General features: G+C 35.3%; 12 protein-coding genes and 2 tRNA genes. 9 read left to right on the top strand and 5 right to left on the bottom strand.

Features of this window, described 5'->3' with window-relative positions:
- The first annotated feature begins 35 nt into the window (after nt 1–35).
- Both ABJM36_RS14215 and ABJM36_RS14210 read left to right on the top strand, forming a co-directional pair.
- Nucleotides 36–2,618: a sulfatase-like hydrolase/transferase gene (locus ABJM36_RS14215; protein WP_348452163.1), complete on the top strand. Its 2,583-nt coding sequence runs from the start codon at nt 36–38 to the stop codon at nt 2,616–2,618.
- Nucleotides 2,615–3,079, top strand: a complete 465-nt coding sequence (locus ABJM36_RS14210; RefSeq protein ID WP_348452162.1) for a DUF6702 family protein — start codon at nt 2,615–2,617, stop codon at nt 3,077–3,079. Before ABJM36_RS14215 ends, ABJM36_RS14210 begins: the two co-directional genes overlap by 4 nt.
- A 34-nt stretch (nt 3,080–3,113) precedes the next feature.
- Here ABJM36_RS14210 and ABJM36_RS14205 read toward each other — a convergent pair whose 3' ends face one another.
- From ABJM36_RS14205 to ABJM36_RS14185, 5 genes are all read right to left on the bottom strand, one after another.
- Nucleotides 3,114–3,359, bottom strand: coding sequence for a hypothetical protein (locus ABJM36_RS14205; RefSeq protein ID WP_348452161.1), 246 nt, complete (start codon nt 3,357–3,359; stop codon nt 3,114–3,116).
- Nucleotides 3,360–3,538: 179 nt separating this feature from the next.
- Nucleotides 3,539–6,190 (bottom strand): TrlF family AAA-like ATPase, encoded by a 2,652-nt coding sequence (locus ABJM36_RS14200; protein ID WP_348452160.1) that lies wholly within the window; start codon nt 6,188–6,190, stop codon nt 3,539–3,541.
- 232 nt (nt 6,191–6,422) lie between these two features.
- A complete protein-coding gene (locus ABJM36_RS14195) occupies nt 6,423–9,047 on the bottom strand; it encodes a glucosidase (RefSeq protein ID WP_348452159.1) in 2,625 nt (874 codons plus the stop codon).
- A 201-nt stretch (nt 9,048–9,248) separates the two neighbouring features.
- Nucleotides 9,249–9,908, bottom strand: a complete 660-nt coding sequence (locus ABJM36_RS14190; protein WP_348452158.1) for a class I SAM-dependent methyltransferase — start codon at nt 9,906–9,908, stop codon at nt 9,249–9,251.
- A 28-nt stretch (nt 9,909–9,936) separates the two neighbouring features.
- The gene (locus ABJM36_RS14185) at nt 9,937–10,467 is read right to left on the bottom strand and encodes an RNA methyltransferase (protein WP_348452157.1); all 531 of its coding nucleotides are present in this window, start codon (nt 10,465–10,467) and stop codon (nt 9,937–9,939) included.
- Between the two features lie 203 nt (nt 10,468–10,670).
- Here ABJM36_RS14185 and mutS point away from each other — a divergent pair, with 203 nt between their 5' ends.
- The 7 genes from mutS (at nt 10,671) to ABJM36_RS14150 (ending at nt 22,032) form a co-directional block, all read left to right on the top strand.
- Nucleotides 10,671–13,280 (top strand): DNA mismatch repair protein MutS, encoded by a 2,610-nt coding sequence (gene mutS / locus ABJM36_RS14180; protein WP_348452156.1) that lies wholly within the window; start codon nt 10,671–10,673, stop codon nt 13,278–13,280.
- Between the two features lie 98 nt (nt 13,281–13,378).
- Nucleotides 13,379–13,450, top strand: a tRNA-Gly gene (locus ABJM36_RS14175).
- Between the two features lie 26 nt (nt 13,451–13,476).
- A tRNA-Leu gene (locus ABJM36_RS14170) sits at nt 13,477–13,560 on the top strand.
- 354 nt (nt 13,561–13,914) lie between these two features.
- Nucleotides 13,915–14,328, top strand: a complete 414-nt coding sequence (locus ABJM36_RS14165) for a hypothetical protein (RefSeq protein WP_348452155.1) — start codon at nt 13,915–13,917, stop codon at nt 14,326–14,328.
- 111 nt (nt 14,329–14,439) lie between these two features.
- Nucleotides 14,440–18,183, top strand: a complete 3,744-nt coding sequence (locus tag ABJM36_RS14160) for an efflux RND transporter permease subunit (RefSeq protein ID WP_348452154.1) — start codon at nt 14,440–14,442, stop codon at nt 18,181–18,183.
- A gap of 15 nt (nt 18,184–18,198) precedes the next feature.
- On the top strand, nt 18,199–19,440 hold the full coding sequence (locus tag ABJM36_RS14155) for a TolC family protein (protein WP_348452153.1): 1,242 nt from the start codon (nt 18,199–18,201) through the stop codon (nt 19,438–19,440).
- Nucleotides 19,441–19,533: 93 nt separating this feature from the next.
- Nucleotides 19,534–22,032: a heavy metal translocating P-type ATPase gene (locus ABJM36_RS14150; protein ID WP_348452152.1), complete on the top strand. Its 2,499-nt coding sequence runs from the start codon at nt 19,534–19,536 to the stop codon at nt 22,030–22,032.
- Nucleotide 22,033 lies beyond the last annotated feature (1 nt).

Genomic DNA, 22,033 nt, shown 5'->3' with positions numbered 1-22,033 from the left:
ACGCTTTGACCTTCCACAGAAAACCTATAATTAGTATGAAACTATTTAAAACGCTGTTCTCAATATTGTTTTTTACATCCATACTATCAGGGCAACAGCAATCTCCAAATATATTATTAATTATAGCCGATGATTTAGGTATCGACGCTGTTTCAGGATTTGGAATAGAAGAGGGTCTGCCGGTAACACCAACCATAGATGGCTTTCGAGAACAAGGCCTTTCGTTTACCAATTGTTGGGCAGCGCCACAATGTTCGCCAACACGAGCCGCAGTTATGAGTGGTAAATTTGGCATAAAAACAGGCGTTATGAGACCGCCTTTAGTGCTAGAAACAAGTCACACTTCGTTGTTTACTAAAATAAAAGAACAAAGCACTACCGATTATAGTATGGCTGTTATAGGTAAATGGCACATTGGTGGTAATAGCAGTAGTAATTATGGTCATCCAGCAGATTCTGGTGTGCCTTATTACGAAGGTATTTTTACGGCTCAAGTAGACGATTATTACGATTGGACAAAATTAAACGCCCAAGGTAACGAAGAGCAAATTACCGAATACGCCACTACGCATTTAACCAATAGCGCCATTTCGTGGGTTGACAATCAAACAAAACCTTGGTTTTTATGGCTGTCACACGTGGCGCCTCATGTGCCTTTTCAAACACCACCCGAAGGAACGTTTACCACAACACCTACAGACGATAGAAGTACGTATTTATCCATGATCGAAAATTTAGACTACGAGATCGATAGATTAATTAAAAGTATGGATGCCGAAACGCTAGAAAATACAGTCATTATTTTTATTGGCGATAACGGCACTCCAGGACGCGCTAATACCTATTGGCCAAACGGACACGCCAAAGCATCGTTGTACGAAGGCGGTGTTCGTGTTCCTATGATTATTACAGGGAAATCTGTAGCACGTGTTAATGAAGTTGAAGCGGGGTTAACCCAAGCTACCGATTTACACGCTACCATCTTAGAATTGGCAGGCGTGCAATTACTTGGCGGTACCGAAAATAGCCTGAGTCTTAAACCTGCTTTATCTTTTGCAAATCAAATAGCAAGACCTATAAATTATACCGATTTCGAAAGTAATAATACCGAATCTTGGGCCACAAGAACAGCGACGTATAAGCTTATTGAAGATGAAAATGGTAACCAGGAATTCTACAATATTGTTGATGACATTATGGAAGAAACCAATTTAATTGGAAACCTAACTACCGAGCAGGAAACCATTAAAAGCATGCTGCAACAAGAAGCCCAAGTTATAAGAACTGATTGGTCTTGTAATGATGGTATACAAAACGGTACCGAAACTACTATTGACGATTGTAATAACACCTGTGGCGATACCGATGTGTTAACTTACGATACTATTGATTGTTGCGGTACACCAATAAACCCAAGTGTTTATTACGAGTTTTTAGAAGGCAATCAGCGTGTGGTGTACTCTAATAATTACCCAAATCATAATTTTTGTTTTGTTGAAGACAGAACGCCAGAACCGTATTACCGACTTTATAAATTTGATTTAAATCCGGAATTATCAGGGACTACAACCAGTATTTCTAGAACTAATGGTAGGCCTGTAAACTATTTTGGTATCAGCCTTAATGGCGTTTATATGATGCCTGCACCAGCAACACCATTTATTTTTGAAGATAAAAATACTGGGGAATACAACTGGGATTGGGTGTTCGAGCCCACAACAAATATTGGCGATGGAAGAGATTTTGTAGGTCTAGATTGTGCCTCGGCACACGTAAATCCTAATTCGGGCTATCATTATCATGGTAATATGTTTGAATATGTCGAGGAGCTAGCATCTGGTATTTCAACAACCCAAACCGTACCTCAAGAGGTGTTACAAGTAGGTTGGGCGTCCGATGGATTTCCTATTCTATATCGATTCGGGCCCGATAAAGATGGCAACGTTAAAGAACTGTTTCCTAGCTTTCAATTAAAAAGCGGTTTACGTCCTGGAGATGGCGTTTCTGCACCTTGCGGACCGTATTCGGGGAAATATACCAACGATTTCGAGTACATTGCTGGTAAAGGCGATTTAGACGATTGTAATGGTATTGAAGCTTCGGTAACCTTAACCACAGCGCAAGGCCAAGAAACCTTTGAATATTACTATGTGGTAACTCAAGATTTTCCTCAAATTTCAAGATGTATGAAAGGGAATTTTAACGACAGCTTTATAAGTTCGGCAGGTGGTTTAAATGATACCGATGCCGATGGTGATGGATTTGTAACCGCTTACGATTGCGATGATACCAACCCCAATATAAACCCTTTTGCTACCGATAATCCTGAAACATCTTTTGATGAGAGTTGTGGCGCTAATTTAAGCACGCACGATGTCGATTTAGAAGATCTCGGGTATTACGTAAACTCCAATCCCAATAACGGGAGCTTTTCGGTAATATCGACGCATTTAGAAAGTTATAAGGCAGAGTTGTTTTCTATGTCAGGGCAAAACGTTAGTGAAACATCGGGTACTGGCGTTTTAGAGTTTAAAAACATAAAAAGCTCGGGTGTGTATGTGTTGCGTATTGTAAAAAGTGGCAGCGTATTAGGAACCCTTAAAATTGTTGTAAAATGAGATTTTTAATACTAATATGTATCGCGTTTTTTAATTCTAGTAATACGGGTATGGTGGCTCACGATTCTGTTTCGGCAACCTTTAATGTTATTGAAAGAGGGCATGTTTTAATGCTAGAAATAGATTTCGATATGGATAATTACCTAAAAATAAACCCGTCTAAAAATGCTGAGGTTACTAAAGCAGATTTTAGCACCTATCTAAATAAAACAACCATTTGGGAAATTGATGGCGACATACTTATACCGCAGGTTTTAAGCCTAAAACAGCAAGGGCATCATAGTAAAGTGATTTGTTTGTTATCTGAAACCACAAAACAGATAAAAACGGTTAAAATTACCAATGAATTTTTAATCGCTATTAGTGAGCATTCTAATATTATTAAGCTCGATATTAATGATAGCTTTAAAGATTTTAGGTTGCATAAAAAACGGAAAGTGGTTGAGGTGGTTTATAATTGAAACCACTTAAAAGGCTTTGTAAACCTAATTAAAATCAAGACTTCTTTTGATTTTTTTGTAACCAGATCCTAATGTCTTTTCGTAAAGAAATCTCAGGTTTTGCTAACGGAATGGTTTGCCCGAACTTTTTACTTTTATTAAATTTTGAAAACATAATTTTTTGCTTTTTCCAAACCTCAGGATACAACTCCAAGAACGTATTAAAAAAACGTTGTTCGTTAATTGTGCCTTCTAGTTTAGAAAGCACGTCTTTAAATATTTGTTCTTGGTCTATGATCATTTTGTTGGGGTTCGGTGAAAGGTGAAATTGTTTTTGATGTGGATTACGGTTAGTATATGAAAAGTAGGCGATTATGAAACACCAAAATTTCGGTTAAGCACGAACTCTGATAAGAGCCAAAACCTTTGAATTTAGTGCTGTTCCGCCTGTTTTTTTATATACATTTTTACCTGCTGGCTTTATTTTATTCCGTAAATATCTTGTCTTTGAACAAATGCTCTTTTTCCACCTTCTAGTATTTCGCAACAAATTTCTCTAGTTTCTTGTCTGTCTATTGAACCAGAACTTAAAACGTGAGATTTTATGCTAGTGCTTTTCAATGGAATTATTAATTCTGCATCACCCAATACAGCAATATTTGCATTATGCGTGACTATAATAACCTGCCTTTGCTCTTTAATTTTCCTTAAATTTTTGACTATTGTTTTGTAAATGAATTCACTATCTAAATTGTCTTCTGGCTGGTCAATAATTAATGGTTTGTTGCTATCAGAAAGCATAAGAATACCTAATAGAACAGAATGTTGTTGACCTAAAGATAATTGGGAAATTGGTTTACTGTAATACTTTATGTCACCACTTTCCTCTTTTATAGATTTCGTTACAATAATCGAAGGAAAGTCTTCAAAATGAAGAGCTTCATATTCCTCAAAATTGTTTTCCTTTATTGTTTTGTCAATTATACTAGTTGCCTCTATATCGGAGAGTAATTGATTCCCTTCACTATCATAAATTGCTGTTAAAATGTCTTTATTACCATTTTTACAAGCATCTACAAAATCGAAAGGAGAGAGGTTTTCTGAAATCACTTTGGATTTTTTCAAATTTCTCCAATCCATTTTAGACCTCAACAAAGCATCAAAATCAGGAGAGAACTTTCCTTTCTTATATTTTATTGAAATAAAGAAACCATCAATTGTGTTTTTCAAATCTGCATTTGCCTTTTTAGCAAACTTGTTCCGTTCTGTGTATACATCATCTTTTAACTGAATTCTTTTAGCTAATAAGGTTTCTCTTTCAGTAGCCAACTCTTTTAGTTTTTTCTTGTCTAAATTCAGTTTGGCTATTATTTTTTGATAATCTACAATGTCCTTAGATATTCGATTTATTTTACCTAAGTCAAACGGAATACCTTGTTTTTCTAATTCAATTTTTTTAGTATCGATTTTATCTTGAATTGATTTCTCTTTTGCTTTCCAATTATTAAGTTGTTCATTAAGCTCTGCTATTTTGGTGGATAGTTCTGCATTTAATTCACTTGACTTCGCTTTGACAACCTTTGAAAAATCTGAAACAATCTCTTTAACTTTTTTGAAATAGTCTTTTCCTACAATAATATCTGTATCAACCAATGCTTCAAAATTGGTAAAGGTATCGTCATCACTCAAAATTTCTTTGTAATTTTTGATAAGTTGTTTTAAGCTATCTATTAACTCACTTCTTATACCTCGCTCTTTGATTAAAGCATTTTGATATTTGACTAATTCACCTGCTTTTTCTTTTTGCAGTTTTTCTAATTTTTTCTGTTCATTTTTTAGTGCCTTTTCGGTTTCTTTAAAACTTAATAACCCTATTCTTAATTTTTTTGATTCACTTTGATTTTCAAGTAACAAGGAAATTAATTCGATATCCTCTAAATTCTTAGTTCCAAGTTTTAAGAAGCCATCTAAGAAGTTAATTAAAACTTTAGGATTTTCGTCACTATGCTGAATTGTGTCAGCTGTTTCTCCTTGACCATAAGTTTCTATATCTACTTTTGAAATTCCATTTATTGGGTCTGTGATATTTTGCAACTCACTGTTTTTCTCTCTTGTAAAATCAATTATTTGATTAGCTTCATCAATATATTTTAATTTAATTTTTTGAGGCCAAACATCTGAGTCAACAACAGTAGATTTAGATTTATTACCTGATGTCTCTCGAATTATTTCTAATAATGTCGATTTTCCAGCACCTCTACTACCAATAATGCAAGTAAGGTTATTGCTAAGTTTTACATTAATACTATCTAGCAATCCACCTTCAATTTCAATACTTTGAATAATAGGACGCATTTCGGGTACTTCATTTTCTAATCTTATTCTTGATTCGTGAGTTAGTAAAGCAATCTTTATCGAATGATAATTTAAATCATCAACTTTAAATCTTGTTAATTTAGTTTCGCCTTCTGCATTTGTTCCCAGCTTGTCTAATGTATGTGCATCAGAAGACATTAATTTAGGAAGTGTATAACTATCATCATATTCTAAGTGTTCTCTTCGCAGTTTTAAGAGTCTTTTCCTGTCTGGACTGTCATCTAAATCAGTATAGAAATTTAGACTTGTTCTTGAACTAATCTCTAAACCATACAAATTTTCGTGCTTTAAAATTTCTTCAATAGGTGGTCCAAATCGCCCAATTGTTTTTTCAAATCCAGATGATAATTCTATATGCGCAAGGATTCCAAATCCGTTATAGTTTTTTGCTAAATTTAAGCATTCAACAATTCCTTGATTGCAAATCTTTTTATCTTCAGTTATAGTTAAGTTTCCGAAAAAATCTCTCAAGTTTTTATAAGATTCAAAATAAACTAATAAATGCCCTTGAGTTGTACTTAATTCAACACCTGGTAAAACAAGAATATCTTTCCCTTTAGCGTATTCTATTGCAGTATGAGAATTATGAATTTCATTATGGTCAGTTATACTAATTATACTAAGTTTTTTTTCAATTGCGGTATCAACTATTGCAATTGGAGTCATTAATGTATCATTAACATCAAATGAACCAAACTCACCAAATGAATGAATGTGTAAATCAGCTCGTAAAAATTTAGCTCCTATGTTTTCCATTTATTGTAATTGATTTTTAGCTCAGGTCTCGTTTTTGTGCTTGCAGGTAACTCGTTAAATAATAACTTTTATTACTCATATCCTGAAAATATATCAGGATAAAGCAAGTTTTTTGCTCTTGTTACCTCGTAAATATAACCAATTCCTCCTACAAAAAACAAAAAAATCCCTTACAGGAAAATCCGTTTATAAAGACCTTCCGATAAGGGATTTTGTTATAAGCTATAAAGTTTTAATCCTCGTCCATTTCCATTACTAAATTAGCAATAAGTGAGGTCCATCCGGTTTGGTGTGAGGCGCCAAGGCCTTTACCGCTATCGCCATCAAAAAACTCATAGAAAAAGTGTTCGTTTTTAAAATGTTCGTCTTTTGTAAATACTTGGTCGGCATCCTCAGAGTGGTACGGGAATTTACCATCTTCATTGGGTTCAAAAAGTTTAATAAGCCTTTTGGTTAGCTCGTTTGCAATTTGCTTTAAATTTAGCTTGTTGCCAGAGCCTGTAGGGAATTCGTATTGGTACTCGTCGCCATAAAAGGTATAGTATTTTCGTAACGATTGAATAATCATATAATTTAATGGCATCCAAATAGGTCCGCGCCAATTGGAGTTACCTCCAAACATGTTGGAGCGACTCTCGCCAGATTCATACTGTATTTGATGACGCCCATGATGCTGAAATACAAAGGGGTATTTTTCATGGTATTTTGAAAGCGATCGGATACCATAATCTGATAAAAATTCGTCTTCGTCCAACAAGCGTTTTAACAAATGCTCTAACCTAAACCCGCGCATTATGGAGAACATAAAATTACCATCTTCATTGGTTTTTTCTAAATTAGAAATTAAAGAGGCTAAATCGGGTCTGGTTTTAATAATACGGTTGGCACGAAATCTAAATTCTTTTAAATCTTCGAATAAATCTTTATGAATAATTTCTACGGCAAACATAGGTATAACTCCTACTAAGGAGCGTACGCGTAAACGATCGGTGCTGCCATTATCCATTTCCACAACATCGTAATAGAAATTATCATGGTCGTCCCAAAGCGAAATATCCTTTTTACCAATATGGTGCATGGCCCAAGCGATATTTAAAAAGTGTCTAAAAAAGTTTGCTGCCGCTTCCTCGTACACTTTATTGGTTTCGGCAAGTTCTAAGGATATGCGTAACATATTAATAGAAAACATGGCCATCCAACTGGTGGCATCGGCTTGTTGCATACGGGTTATACCTTCGGGCATGTGGTTTCTATCGAAAACCCCAATGTTATCTAGTCCTAAAAAGCCACCTTCAAAAAGGTTGGTGCCGCTTTTATCTTTTTGGTTTACCCACCAGGTGTAATTTATTTGAAGTTTTTGGAAGGCTTTTTCTAAAAACTGCCTATCGCCTTTACCTGTTTTTGCTTTATCTTTTTCGTAAACTTTCCATACGGCATACGAGTGTACCGGTGGGTTTACATCGCTAAAATTCCACTCGTAAGCCGGAATCTGTCCGTTAGGATGCATATAGCTTTCTTCTAAAAACAATAGTAACTGCTGTTTTGCAAAATACGGGTCTATTTCTACAAACGATGCCATATGAAATGCTAAATCCCAGGCGGCATACCAAGGGTATTCCCATTTATCGGGCATGGAAATAATATGGCGGTTGGTAAGGTGTTGCCAGCTAAAATTTCGCATGTTGGTACGTTGTGGTTTGCCTTCTCCTGGGCCACCAAATAACCATTTAAAAACATCGAAATAGTAAAATTGCTTGGTCCATAACAAGCCAGAAAATGCTTTTCTTGCTAGTTCCTGTCTTTGTTCTGGTAAATCCTTTTGTATAATGTCGCTATAAAAATCTTCGCACTCTTGTATACGTTGGTTAAAAATAGCATCGAAATCTGACCAAGGATCATTTAAAGGGTCTTTGCTGAGTCTTACTTTTACGCTTTTTTCTTCGCCGGCTTTTAAATTAAATGTATGCCAAACAGCCATTTTAGATCCCGTTTTTTTAGGGTTGACCGTTTTTTTGCTGTTTACAACATGCTCGTGAATACCATCTTTAACATAGGGCACATCGTTTTTTATATTGTAAATGCGTTTGTTATTGGTTTCGTTATCGCAAAATAACTGCTCGCCACCTTCGTTATAAAAATAGTAGTCGCCATTTCGCGGGCTACTAGATTGTGCTGCGAAGTTGTTGGTCGATTTTATGGTTGGGCGTTCGTGCTTTATATTGTGTTTCCAGAAATTCCGGAACCAAAAGTGTGGTAACACATGAATTTCGGCCGCTTTATCACCTCGGTTAACTACCGTTACTTTCATTAAAATATCATCGACACCAGCTTTGGCATATTCTATAAAACAATCAAAATAGGCATTGTTTTTAAAGCAACCGGTATCTAAAAGTTCGTATTCGTCTTCGTGTCTGCCTCGTGATGCATTAACGTTTACCAAGTCCGAATACGGAAATTTGCTATGCGGATATTTATATAGGTATTTATTGTAGGTGTGTGTTGGTGTAGATACCTGGTGGAAATAAAGTTCTTTAACATCTTCACCGTGGTTACCTTGGTTATTGGTAAGCCCGAATAAACGCTCTTTTAAAATGTTGTCGTTTCCGTTCCAAAAGGCTGGTGCTAAACATAAAATTTCTCTCGAATCGCAAAAACCACCAATGCCTTCTTCTCCCCAGCGGTAGGCGTTACTTCTAGCTTTGTCGTGGTCTATAAACTCCCATGATTCGCCATGGTCGCTATAATCTTCGCGTACCGTTCCCCATTGCCTTTCTGCCAAATATGGACCCCATTTTTTCCAGTTTCTGTAATTGTCATCAACTTCTAACCGTTCTGCTTCTGGATTTTTATTAGCCATAAAATAAATATTAATAATTTCTGAAACAATTTAGGTAAAATAATTGCAAGAATTATTCAATTAGGGCTCTGTTTTTTAAGTATTATCTATTTGGAATTTTTTACTGTGTTCTTTTAGTAGCTTGTTAAGAACGCCGTTTTTTATTTATTGAATTGCTATTTTAAAACACTTTAAAAGGCTTGTTTTAGGCGTGTGTAGTCTTTAAAATAATGTGTATAAGGTTGTTAGGATTTGTCCTTTATTGTGTTCTAAAATATAATCGTCAATAATTTTTTGGTCTTTAATGGTTAAGAAAAAAGGCGCTTCTAGAAGGTTTACACCGCTATTTTTTTTGATGCGAATGCCTTGACCAGAAATAATATCTTTATTAGGGGTGAATTCGCCATTGGGTACATGCTCGGTAAGGATAACGTATTTGTATTTGGTGATTTTCTGGACGACCTCCAAAATTTCGGCGGTAGATAAATGCTGTAATACTTGCCTAAGAATAATGCAATCTGCTTCCGGAAGTTCGGCTTTGCAAATATCTAAACAAACAAATTCTAGATGCTCTGCTTTAAAGGTGTTTTGGTTTCTGTTAATAAGGCTTTCAACAATATCAATACCCTTATATTTTTTAGTGTGTGGCAAAATATGTTTGCCAATATTGAAATCGCCACAGCCTAAATCGCACACCACTAAAGGCGTATTGTGAGTTTTTAAAAAACCGATTATAGCGTTTAAATACGGTGTTATAATATTAGGATCGTGGGAGCCGAATCCTGAATAAAATTCGGACGTTTCGCCTCCCCAAAGGTTTTGCTCATAAATCTGACTCATAGCATCTTTAGTGGGCCATGGTGTTTTTGCTTTTTTTGGCATGGGTGCAGATTAAGAATCTATTAATAACCTATAGCTGTAATTTACTAAATAAGTCCCAAGTAACTACACCACAGCTTACCGAAATGTTTAAAGAGTGTTTTGTGCCAAATTGGGGGATTTCAATTACAAAATCACTTGTATTTACAACATTTTGAGCTACGCCTTTTACCTCGTTACCAAAAACTAAAGCGTATTTGGTATTGGCTTCGGTTTTAAAATTGTTAAGCATAATGGCGTTTTCAGCTTGCTCTATGGCGCATACCTTAATGTTGTCGGCTTGTAGTTTTTCAACTATATCTAAGGTGTTTTCAGCATATTCCCAATCCACAGTATCTGTGCTTCCTAATGCTGTTTTATGGATATCTTTATGCGGCGGCTTAGCAGTTATGCCACAGAGGTAAATTTTTTCGATTAAAAAAGCATCACTAGTTCTAAAAACCGAACCAATATTATTTAAGCTTCTAATGTTATCCAATACAATAATTAATGGTGTTTTTTTGGCGTCTTTAAAAGCATCAACGCTTAATCTATCTAATTCGCTATTTTTAAGTTTTCGCATTAATAATATTTTTTTTCTTTTCCGCGAAGACGGAATCCTTTATTTGTTGAAATCTCGTTCCAATTGTAGATAACTTCTAAGGAATCAACCTTAAAAAACATGAAATTAATGGTACATTGCAAGCTACAATTTTGGTAAAAATAACACTTATAAATCACTTTCTCGATGAGATTATCATCTTCATGAGAATGAAAAAAGGTTAAATGAAAAAAGCAAAAAAAGTAACACCGTTAATGAAACAATATAATGCTATAAAAGCAAAGTATCCCGATGCTTTATTGTTGTTTCGTGTGGGCGATTTTTACGAAACCTTTGGTAGCGATGCTGTAAAAACTGCTGGCATTTTAGGCATTATTTTAACCAAACGTGGCGCAGGTAGTGAAAGCGAAATTGAATTGGCAGGGTTTCCGCACCACTCGTTAAATACCTATTTACCAAAATTAGTAAAAGCTGGTGAGCGTGTTGCTATTTGCGATCAGTTAGAAGACCCAAAGCAAACCAAAAACATTGTAAAGCGTGGTGTAACAGAATTGGTAACGCCTGGAGTTGCTTTAAACGATGAGGTTTTAGTGTCTAAGTCGAACAACTTTTTATGTTCGGTGTATTTCGATAAAAAATATATAGGGATATCCTTTTTAGATATTTCTACGGGCGAGTTTTTAACATCGCAGGGTAATGCAGAATATATTGATAAGTTGCTTCAGAATTTTGGTCCAAGCGAGGTTTTAGTGTCTAAACAAAAGCGGAGCTTATTTAATAAGACTTTTGGAGAAGATTTTCATACCTTTTATTTAGAAGATTGGGTGTATCAAACCGATTATGCCTATGAGACATTAACCAAACACTTCGATACAAAAACCTTAAAAGGATTTGGTATAGAAGATTTATACGAAGGTATTATAGCTTCGGGTTCCATACTGCATTATTTAGGTGAAACCCAGCATCATAAATTACAACATATCACTTCCGTTTCTAGAATTGCTGAAGATGATTATGTGTGGATGGACAGATTCACAATAAGAAATTTAGAACTTTATAACTCCACAAACAACAATGCGGTAACGCTTTTAAATGTTATTGATAAAACCATTTCGCCCATGGGAGGAAGGTTGTTAAAACGTTGGTTGGCGCTTCCTTTAAAAAATGTTGAAAAAATAAAACAGCGCCATGAGGTGGTTAGTTTTTTAACTAAAGAGGAGGCTGTGCTTCAAAACATTCAAAATCATATTAAGCAAATTGGCGATTTAGAACGTTTAATTTCTAAAACAGCCACTGGTAAGGTGAATCCGCGAGAGGTTATTCAGCTTAAAAACTCCTTAGAAGCTATTGTACCTATTAAAGAATTGGCTTCCAGTTGCGATAATGAGTCTTTAAAAATTATTGGCGATACATTACAAAGTTGTCAAGTATTGCGCGAAAAAATAAAGGAAACAGTTAATGAGGATGCGCCTGTAAATGTTTTAAAAGGTAATAGTATTGCACCTGGTTTTTCTGCTGAATTAGATGAGTTAAGAGGCTTGTCGAAATCTGGAAAAGACTATTTAGATAGTATGTTGGAGCGCGAAAGTGAGCGTACCGGTATTACATCGCTTAAAATAGCATCCAATAACGTTTTTGGATATTATATAGAAGTAAGAAACACCCATAAAGATAAAGTTCCTGAAGAATGGATACGTAAGCAGACTTTAGTCAATGCAGAGCGTTACATTACCGAAGAACTTAAAGAATACGAAGCCAAAATATTAGGTGCCGAAGATAGAATACAAGCCATAGAACAGGAGTTGTTTGCTAAATTAGTAACATGGTTAAATCAATATATAAAACCTGTACAGCAAAATGCCTTTTTAATAGGGAAAATAGATTGTTTGTGTGGGTTTGCACAATTAGCAAAGGATAATAATTACATTTACCCAGCGCTCGATAATTCTTTCGATTTAGAAATTAAAGACGGTCGCCATCCAGTTATTGAAAAGCAATTGCCAATAGGAGAACCTTACATTGCTAATGATGTGTTTTTGGATAGAACCGGGCAGCAAATTATTATGATTACGGGTCCGAATATGTCTGGTAAATCGGCCATACTGCGTCAAACCGCCTTAATCGTGTTGTTGGCTCAAATAGGTAGTTTTGTGCCTGCTAAAGAAGCAAGAATAGGATTGGTGGATAAAATTTTTACTAGAGTTGGTGCAAGCGATAATATATCGATGGGTGAGTCTACGTTTATGGTAGAAATGAATGAAACAGCGTCTATCCTTAATAACATCTCCGATAGAAGTTTGGTGTTACTTGATGAAATTGGTCGTGGAACGAGTACTTATGATGGGATTTCTATTGCATGGGCTATTAGCGAATATTTACATGAGCATCCTGCAAAACCAAAAACATTGTTTGCAACGCACTATCATGAGCTTAATGAAATGAGTGAAACTTTTGAGCGCATAAAAAACTTTAATGTGTCGGTAAAAGAGTTAAAGGACAATGTATTGTTTTTAAGAAAATTGGTTGAAGGGGGAAGTGCGCATAGTTTTGGTATCCATGTGGCAAAAATGGCAGGTATGCCACAGCAAGTTTTGCATCGTGCTAACAAGATTTTGAAGAAATTAGAGCAGTCACATTCAAGTGAAGAGCTTACCGATAAGGTAAAAACGATAAATGATGACATGCAACTTAGTTTTTTTAATTTGGACGACCCTTTGTTAGAAAACATAAAAGAAGAAATATTACACATTGATATTGATACACTTACGCCCGTAGAAGCGCTTATGAAATTGAATGAAATTAAGCGAATGTTGATCAAAAAAAAGCAGGCTTAAAATTTTTTTAATTTATTTTTGCAAAAGGCTTTGGTATTCCTAGAATTATTTTAAATTTGCAACCGCAATAGCAATATTGCACGTTCATTAAAATGACTGCGAAAGTAGCTCAGGGGTAGAGCATCACCTTGCCAAGGTGGGGGTCGCGGGTTCAAATCCCGTCTTTCGCTCTGAAACTTTCATAAAATATACCAATGCTGAAGTGGTGGAATTGGTAGACACGTTGGACTTAAAATCCAATGTCCATTAGGACGTACGGGTTCAAGTCCCGTCTTCAGTACTAAAGCCTTATCTTTTATTAGATAAGGCTTTTTTTATTTAAAAATGTACTGCAATCTCGCATTCATATTTATTTTTAAAACAAAAAAGTAATCCAAGGATTAGGATTGACTTTATAAACATATTAAAACGGGGACCCGACGAAGTCTATTCCCGTCTTTATAAAAAGCCTTGTCAAAATTTTGATAAGGCTTTTTATTTAGGTAGAGTTTAGGCTCTATAAATTGATGTTTTATTTACCCTTAGTTTATTGGAAATTAATTATTGGTTTTTACATGCAAATCCTATTACAGAATACTTAAACTCTTGTTAATTAATGACTGTCATTTCAAAATTTTGTAACTTTACAGGCAGTATGAAACAAGTATTCCATAAAATAATAGCTTTGGTCATGGCTTTTGTAGTGTTATTCTCTACCATGTCATTTGCGCTTAATATGCATTATTGTGGAGATACTTTGGTTGAAACTGCTATGTTGCTTAAAGCGGAAGGATGTGGAATGGACATGGAGAAACCTTCAACCGAAGGTTGTTCTATTACAAAAAAGAATTGTTGTAATGATGAGCAGTTGGTTGTTGATGGTCAAGATGAACTACAAGTGCAAGTCGACAAAATTTCTTTTGAGCATCAAGTAATCATTGCTTCCTTTGTTTACACTTATATTAACCTTTTTGAAGGTTTAGATAATAAGGTATTTTCTTTTGAAGAATACAAACCACCTCTCGTCATAAAAGACATCTTCAAGATTGACGAGACTTATTTAATTTGATTTTTAAACGATAGACTGTTTTATCCTATGGCTGTATAATGTCATAAGGATAATTTGTTGTATGCGGTGTTTTAATAACGCCATTGTCTAACTGTTTAATAATCAAAACTAATGCTGAATAAAAGCATCAAATTTTTAATAGAAAACAAACTCGTAGCGGTGCTGTTACTCGTCCTTTTTGTTGGGTGGGGAACAGTAAATGCACCTTTTAATTGGGATACAGGATTTTTACCTACCAATCCTGTGGCTGTAGATGCCATTCCGGATATAGGAGAGAATCAACAAATTGTATTCACAAAGTGGGATGGTCGTTCGCCTCAAGATATAGAAGACCAAATTACTTATCCGTTAACCACATCCTTATTAGGGATTCCTGGAGTTAAAACCATTCGTAGTTCTTCTATGTTTGGATTTTCAAGTATTTATATCATTTTTGAAGAAGATATAGAGTTCTATTGGAGTCGCAGTCGTATTCTTGAAAAACTCAACTCATTACCAAATGGGTTATTGCCAGAGGGTGTTAATCCTGCATTAGGACCAGATGCTACAGGTTTAGGACAGATATATTGGTATACGCTTGAAGGTCGCGATGAAAACGGGAATGTTACTGGTGGCTGGAATTTACACGAACTGAGAAGTATACAAGATTACTACGTTAAGTATGCCTTGTCTTCTGCAAGTGGTGTTTCCGAAGTGGCTTCCATTGGTGGTTATGTCCAGGAGTATCAAGTGGATGTTAATCCAGAATTGATGCGTCAATATAACATTGGTTTGAACCAAGTTGTAAAAGCGGTTAAAAGTAGTAACCAAGATATTGGTGCTCAGACTTTAGAAATCAATCAAGCTGAATATTTAGTTCGTGGTTTAGGTTATTTAAAATCTGTTGAAGATATTGAAAATGCTGTAGTGACTTCCGAAGATTTTACTTCAATTAAAATTAAAGATATTGGTAAAGTAGCATTAGGTCCAGCAACACGAAGAGGTATATTAGATAAGGAAGGAGCAGAGGTTGTTGGTGGTGTTGTAGTGGCACGATATGGTGCTAACCCAATGGAAGTCATCAACAATGTAAAGGTTCAAATTGAAGAGCTAGAAGGCGGATTACCTTCAAAAGTTTTGGCAGATGGACGAAAATCTCAATTAACAATTGTTCCTTTTTATGATCGTACCGAACTTATTGAAGAAACATTAGACACGCTTAATGAAGCCTTGACACTAGAAATATTAATTACCATTTTGGTTATTATTGTTATGGTGTTCAATTTAAGAGCTTCTATTTTAATTTCAGGGTTGTTGCCTGTTGCAGTATTAATGGTATTTGTTACCATGAAACTATTTCATGTAGATGCCAATATTGTAGCGCTTTCTGGTATTGCTATTGCTATTGGAACTATGGTAGATGTTGGCGTTATTCTTGCCGAAAATGTGATTCGACATCTCGATGATGACACATTACGATTACGAGAAGATGGTACTGCCTTATCCACAAATGAGGTGGTTTATAACGCAACCGCCGAAGTTTCTGGGGCAATTTTAACAGCAGTATTAACTACAATAATCAGCTTTGTGCCTGTATTTACTATGATAGGTGCCGAAGGAAAATTGTTTAGACCTTTAGCATTTACCAAAACGATGGCATTATCAGCATCTTTGGTTGTTGCCTTGTTTTTAATTCCACCTTTTGCAGCTTATTTATTTCGAAAAACAGCACTTAAAAGCTCGTTTAAATACATTGTAAATGGTGTTTTAATAGTTGCTGGAATCGCAGTTGTGGGTATTGGATATTGGTTAGGAATTATTTTAATTGCTTTTGGTATTACAGGTTTACTTGGAGTTTTGGGTAAATTAAATAAGAAAAATAACAACCTTATAAATATTATTATTTCGTGTACTGCCATTATATTTTTACTAGCCGAATATTGGAGGCCATTAGGCTTTGACAGAAGTGTTCTAGTAAACTTAATTTTTGTAGCGATTATTTGCTTCGGAGTTTTAGGGATATTTTCAATTTTACGACGGTATTATGGACAAATTTTAAATTGGGCATTAGCAAACAAGTTATTGTTTTTAATGATTCCTGCAACTGTGCTTGTTTCTGGAGTATGGATAATGAATAATACAGGAAAAGAATTTATGCCATCTTTAAATGAAGGCTCTTTTTTGTTAATGCCAACGTCTTTGCCACATTCTGGTGTTGAAGAAAATAAACGCGTGCTACAGCAATTAGATATGGCTGTAGCCACCATTCCAGAAATTGAAACCGTAGTGGGAAAAGCAGGAAGGACAGAATCGGCTTTAGATCCTGCACCTTTATCGATGTATGAAAACATGATTCAGTATAAGTCAGAATACATGCGAAATGCCGAAGGGCAAATACAACGTTACAAAGTAAATAATGATGGCGCTTTCAAGTTGAAAGACGGAAGGTTTATCGCGAACCCTAATACTTCAGAACATGCTGTTTTTACTAACGTTAAACATACTCAATTAATAGAAGATGAAGATGGGGAATTCTATCGAAATTGGCGACCAGAAATTAATAGTCCTAATGATATATGGAAAGACATAGTTAGAGTTACCAAATTTCCTGGGGTTACTTCTGCACCAAAATTACAACCTATAGAAACTAGATTGGTCATGCTTCAAACAGGCATGCGTGCACCCATGGGCATAAAAGTAAAAGGACAAGATTTAAAGCAAATTGAAGCCTTTGGTATGCAATTGGAAACTCTGTTGAAGCAAGCTGAAGGCGTTAAGGTTGAAGCTGTTTTTGCCGATAGAATTGTAGGGAAACCGTATTTTCTAATTGATATTGATAGAGAAAAAATCGCCCGTTACGGTGTGTCTATTGAAGATGTGCAAAGTGTGCTAAAAGTAGCCATTGGCGGTATGGCTATAACGCAAACGGTTGAAGGACGAGAGCGTTATACTGTTCGAGTACGTTATCCTAGGGAGCTGCGAGAAAATCCAGAAGATATAAAAGGTATTTATATTCCTGTTGAAAAAGGCAGTCCTGTTCCATTAAGTGAATTAGCAACTATCCGGTATGAACAAGGGCCGCAAGTTATAAAAAGTGAAGACACCTTTTTAGTTGGCTATGTGTTGTTTGATAAATTAGATGGATTTGCAGAAGTAGATGTTGTCGAAAATGCGCAAGCCTTGTTTCAGCAAAAAATAGATTCTGAAGAATTAACGGTCCCAAAAGGTATTAGCTATACATTTACAGGAACTTATGAAAATCAATTAAGAGCAGAAAAAACATTGTCTGTTGTTGTGCCTTTAGCACTAGCTATTATTTTCTTGATTTTGTATCTCCAATTCAAATCTGTTCCTACCTCACTCATGGTGTTTACAGGGATAACTGTTGCCTTTGCAGGTGGATTTATTATGTTATGGCTTTATGGTCAAGATTGGTTTTTCAATTTCAGTTTATTTGGCGAGAATATGCGAGACCTTTTTAATATGAAAACGGTCAATTTAAGCGTCGCAGTTTGGGTTGGTTTTATAGCACTATTTGGTATCGCCACAGATGATGGCGTTGTTATGGCAACATACCTTACACAAACATTTGAGCGAGAAAAACCTTCAGATAAAAAGAGTATTAGAACTTCCGCTTTACAAGCAGCCGAAAAACGTATTCGCCCGTGTTTAATGACTACAGTAACTACCATTTTAGCGCTGTTACCCGTTTTAACATCCACAGGAAAAGGAAGCGATATAATGATACCTATGGCAATTCCCATTTTTGGAGGCATGGTTATAGATATCACCTCTTACTTTATTGTACCTGTTTTATATAGCTGGAGAGAAGAGTTTCTTTTAAAAAGAATAAGGGAAAAAGAGAATAGAAGTTAGACAAAAAAATAAATAATGAAAAATTTCAATAAACATATTGTACTCAAAACAGTCTTTATTCTTTGTTCTTTATGCTTTGTCCTAGAAGCAAATGCACAAGAATTAGAAACACTTATTAATGAAGCATTAACTAACAATCCTGAAATTCAAAAGTTTGAATTACAGTATAGAAGAGCTACTGAAAAAGTGAATGAGGTCAATGCCCTATCTAATACCGAATTTAGTGTAGGTTATTTTGTAAGCGAACCAGAAACCCGAACTGGTCCGCAACGTTTTAAACTTTCAGTAAAGCAGATGATGCCATGGTTTGGAACAATTTCTTCACGAGAAAATTATGTGAGTTCATTGGTAGATGCAAAATATGAAGACATTGTTATCGCGAAGCGAAAATTGATGGCATCGGTATCGCAATCCTATTACAATTTAAACGCCAACAAAGCGAAACAAAAGGTGCTCATTGAAAATATAAAATTACTTGATACCTATGAAACATTGGCGTTAAGCTCTGTTGAAGTTGGTAAAGCTTCAGCAGTAGATGTATTACGATTACAAATGCGTCAAAATGAAATGCAACAACTATTAGATGTTTTGAGACAACAATATTTATCAGAACAAACTAAATTGAACAATCTTTTGAACAGGGACAATGATGTTGCTGTTACCCTGGTTGATACTTTAATGATGCCTTCGGGAGCGGTTGAAATCACTTCAGGAAATTTAGAATTACATCCTGAATTGTTGAAGTATGATAAACTTTATCAATCGATAGAGCAGTCTGAATTGCTAAACCAAAAAGAAAGTAGCCCTATAATTGGTTTCGGTTTAGATTATATCAATGTTTCTGAAAGACCAGATATGAGCTTCACGGATAACGGAAAAGATATTGTAATGCCCATGGTTTCATTGTCAATTCCAATTTTTAATAAAAAGTATAAATCTCTCACCAAGCAAAATGAGTTAGAACAGCAAGAAATAACAGTTCAAAAGCAAGAGCGCCTAAATACTTTGGAAACACTTTTAGATAAAGCTGTAAACAATAGGGTTTCAGCAAGAATAAGTTATGTAACCCAAACCAAGAACTTAAAACAAGCAAAGGATGCAGAGAGCATATTAATTAAAAATTATGAAACAGGAATGATAGATTTTAATGATGTTTTGGATATTCAAGAATTGCAATTGAAATTCCAGATGAACCAAATAGAGGCTGTTAAAACCTATTATATTCAAAGTACTATAATTAATTATTTAATTCAGTAAACAATGAAATGAGCAGAGGTATTATAATAATTCAATTCAAGGTTTTTATTAGCGAATTATATCCTGACCATTTGGAAAAATAAATAACAACAGATGAAACATACATATCACATACACGGAATGACTTGCAACGGTTGTCGCGCTCATGTTGAAGCAACACTTTCAAAAGTGGAAAATGTTTTAAAGGCTTCTGTTAATTTCGAAAAAGCAGAAGCAACAATTGAAATGGAATCTCATATTCCAATTGAACGGTTTCAAGACGCTTTGAAGAAGGATGGTGGAAACTATAGTATTCATAGATTAGGGGAACATCATCATGCCAAAGAAGAAAAGGATAAACAACCTAAAGGTAAAGGTACAGGTGTGTTTTATTGCCCAATGCATTGCGAAGGCGATAAAACCTATAATAAGCCTGGTGATTGTCCTGTTTGTGGTATGGATTTAGTCGAAGAACAAAATCTGTCCACAACATCATCAGAGCAATGGACGTGCCCCATGCATCCAGAAGTTGTAAAAGATCAATCTGGAGCTTGCCCAATTTGCGGAATGGACTTGGTGCCAATGGAGGCCGATATTTCAGCAGAAGAGAAAACCTATAAAAAGCTATTAAAGAAGTTTAAGCTTGCATTAATATTCACATTACCGGTTTTCTTAATCACCATGAGTGAAATGCTAACCAACAATCCATTGAACGAAATAATGGAACAGAAATACTGGAATTGGATTCAGTTTGCGTTATCCATTCCAGTTGTGTTTTATGCTACCTGGATGTTCTTTGAACGTGCTTATAGAAGTATAAAAACGTGGAATCTTAATATGTTTACACTTATTGGTATAGGTGCTGGTGTAGCTTGGTTATTTAGTGTTTTTGGTATGTTTTTTCCAAATATTTTTCCAAGTCAGTTCCAAACGGAATCTGGTGCAGTACACGTTTATTTTGAAGCAGCAACCGTCATATTAACATTGGTGCTTTTAGGTCAACTTTTAGAAGCTCGCGCACATAGTAAAACCAATTCGGCAGTAAAAGAATTATTAAAATTAGCGCCCAATAAAGCTATAAAAGTAGTAGATGGTAAAGATGTTGAAGTATCCATAGATGCTATTGAATTATATGATATTCTTAAAGTTAAACCAGGTGATAAAATTCCTGTAGATGGTGAGGTAATAGAAGGCGATACAACTATTGATGAATCTATGATTACAGGAGAACCCATTCCAGTTAATAAAACAGTTAATGATAAAGTAAGTAGCGGAACGATAAATGGTAATCAATCATTTTTAATGAAAGCTGAAAAAGTGGGAGGTGATACACTACTCTCGCAAATTATCCACATGGTTAACAATGCCAGTAGAAGTCGTGCGCCAATCCAGAATTTAGCCGATAAAGTATCAGGATATTTCGTGCCTATTGTCGTTGTTATCTCTGTACTAACGTTTGTGGTTTGGGCTATTTGGGGACCAGAACCCGTTTATGTTTATGCATTTGTTAATGCTATTGCAGTATTGATAATTGCGTGTCCATGTGCCTTAGGTTTGGCAACACCTATGTCGGTTATGGTTGGTGTGGGTAAAGGTGCTCAAAATGGTGTATTGATTAAAAACGCTGAAGCGCTCGAAAAAATGGATAAGGTTACTACGCTAATTGTAGATAAGACAGGAACCATTACAGAAGGAAAGCCATCCGTTGAAAAAGTGGGGTCTTTTGATGATGGTTTAACCGAAAATGACATTCTTAATTACATTGTTTCGTTGAACAGAAATAGCGAACATCCATTAGCAGAAGCTACCGTTAGCTATGGTAAAGAGCAAAATGCTGACATTTTAAAGTCCGATGATTTTAGTGCAGTTACAGGTAAAGGTGTAGAAGGTACTATAAATAATAAAAAGGTAGCATTGGGAAATCCTAAGATGATGGATTATGCCAATGCAGCGATAAGCTCGGAAATGGCTGAAGCGGCTAAAACCTATCAAAAACAAGGTAAAACAGTGTCTTATTTATCAATAGATAAAACAGTTATTGGTTATGTGGTAATAGGTGATAAAATTAAAGAAACAAGTGCTAAAGCCATTAAGAAACTTCAGGAAAAAGGTATTGAAGTCCTTATGTTAACAGGCGATAATCACGATACTGCACAAGCAGTAGCATCAGCATTAAATCTTGCCGATTTTAAAGCTAGTATGTTGCCTGAAGATAAACTTAGGGAAGTAGATAAACTACAGGGAAAAGGAAAAGTGGTTGCTATGGCAGGCGATGGCATTAATGATGCACCAGCATTGGCTAAAAGTGATATAGGTATCGCCATGGGAACAGGAACATCTGTAGCTATTGAAAGTGCTATGATTACTTTGGTTAAAGGTGATTTAGATGGTATTGTAAAAGCAAAAAATCTAAGTCATGTTGTAATGAAAAATATTAAACAAAATCTCTTTTTCGCTCTTGTCTACAACACATTAGGTATACCCATTGCAGCAGGAGTGTTATTTCCATTTTTTGGAATATTATTATCGCCAATGATTGCTGCATTAGCCATGAGTTTTAGCTCTGTTTCGGTTATTGGGAATGCATTGAGATTAAGGAACAAAAAAATATAAA

The sequence above is a fragment of the Algibacter sp. genome (assembly GCF_039977455.1).
Classification (GTDB): Bacteria; Bacteroidota; Bacteroidia; order Flavobacteriales; family Flavobacteriaceae; genus Algibacter_B.
The sequence above is the reverse complement of the archived record's forward strand: the minus strand, read 5'-3'. Positions and strand labels throughout refer to the sequence as shown.

Bases quoted from the DNA above. Each gene is read 5' to 3' on its own strand.
- ABJM36_RS14185 (WP_348452157.1), bottom strand. From the start codon at position 10,467: ATGCGAAAACTTAAAAATAGCGAATTAGATAGATTAAGCGTTGATGCT.
- mutS (WP_348452156.1), top strand. From the start codon at position 10,671: ATGAAAAAAGCAAAAAAAGTAACACCGTTAATGAAACAATATAATGCT.
- ABJM36_RS14155 (WP_348452153.1), top strand. From the start codon at position 18,199: ATGAAAAATTTCAATAAACATATTGTACTCAAAACAGTCTTTATTCTT.
- ABJM36_RS14190 (WP_348452158.1), bottom strand. From the start codon at position 9,908: ATGCCAAAAAAAGCAAAAACACCATGGCCCACTAAAGATGCTATGAGT.
- ABJM36_RS14210 (WP_348452162.1), top strand. From the start codon at position 2,615: ATGAGATTTTTAATACTAATATGTATCGCGTTTTTTAATTCTAGTAAT.
- ABJM36_RS14195 (WP_348452159.1), bottom strand. From the start codon at position 9,047: ATGGCTAATAAAAATCCAGAAGCAGAACGGTTAGAAGTTGATGACAAT.
- ABJM36_RS14150 (WP_348452152.1), top strand. From the start codon at position 19,534: ATGAAACATACATATCACATACACGGAATGACTTGCAACGGTTGTCGC.
- ABJM36_RS14200 (WP_348452160.1), bottom strand. From the start codon at position 6,190: ATGGAAAACATAGGAGCTAAATTTTTACGAGCTGATTTACACATTCAT.
- ABJM36_RS14215 (WP_348452163.1), top strand. From the start codon at position 36: ATGAAACTATTTAAAACGCTGTTCTCAATATTGTTTTTTACATCCATA.
- ABJM36_RS14160 (WP_348452154.1), top strand. From the start codon at position 14,440: ATGCTGAATAAAAGCATCAAATTTTTAATAGAAAACAAACTCGTAGCG.
- ABJM36_RS14165 (WP_348452155.1), top strand. From the start codon at position 13,915: ATGAAACAAGTATTCCATAAAATAATAGCTTTGGTCATGGCTTTTGTA.
- ABJM36_RS14205 (WP_348452161.1), bottom strand. From the start codon at position 3,359: ATGATCATAGACCAAGAACAAATATTTAAAGACGTGCTTTCTAAACTA.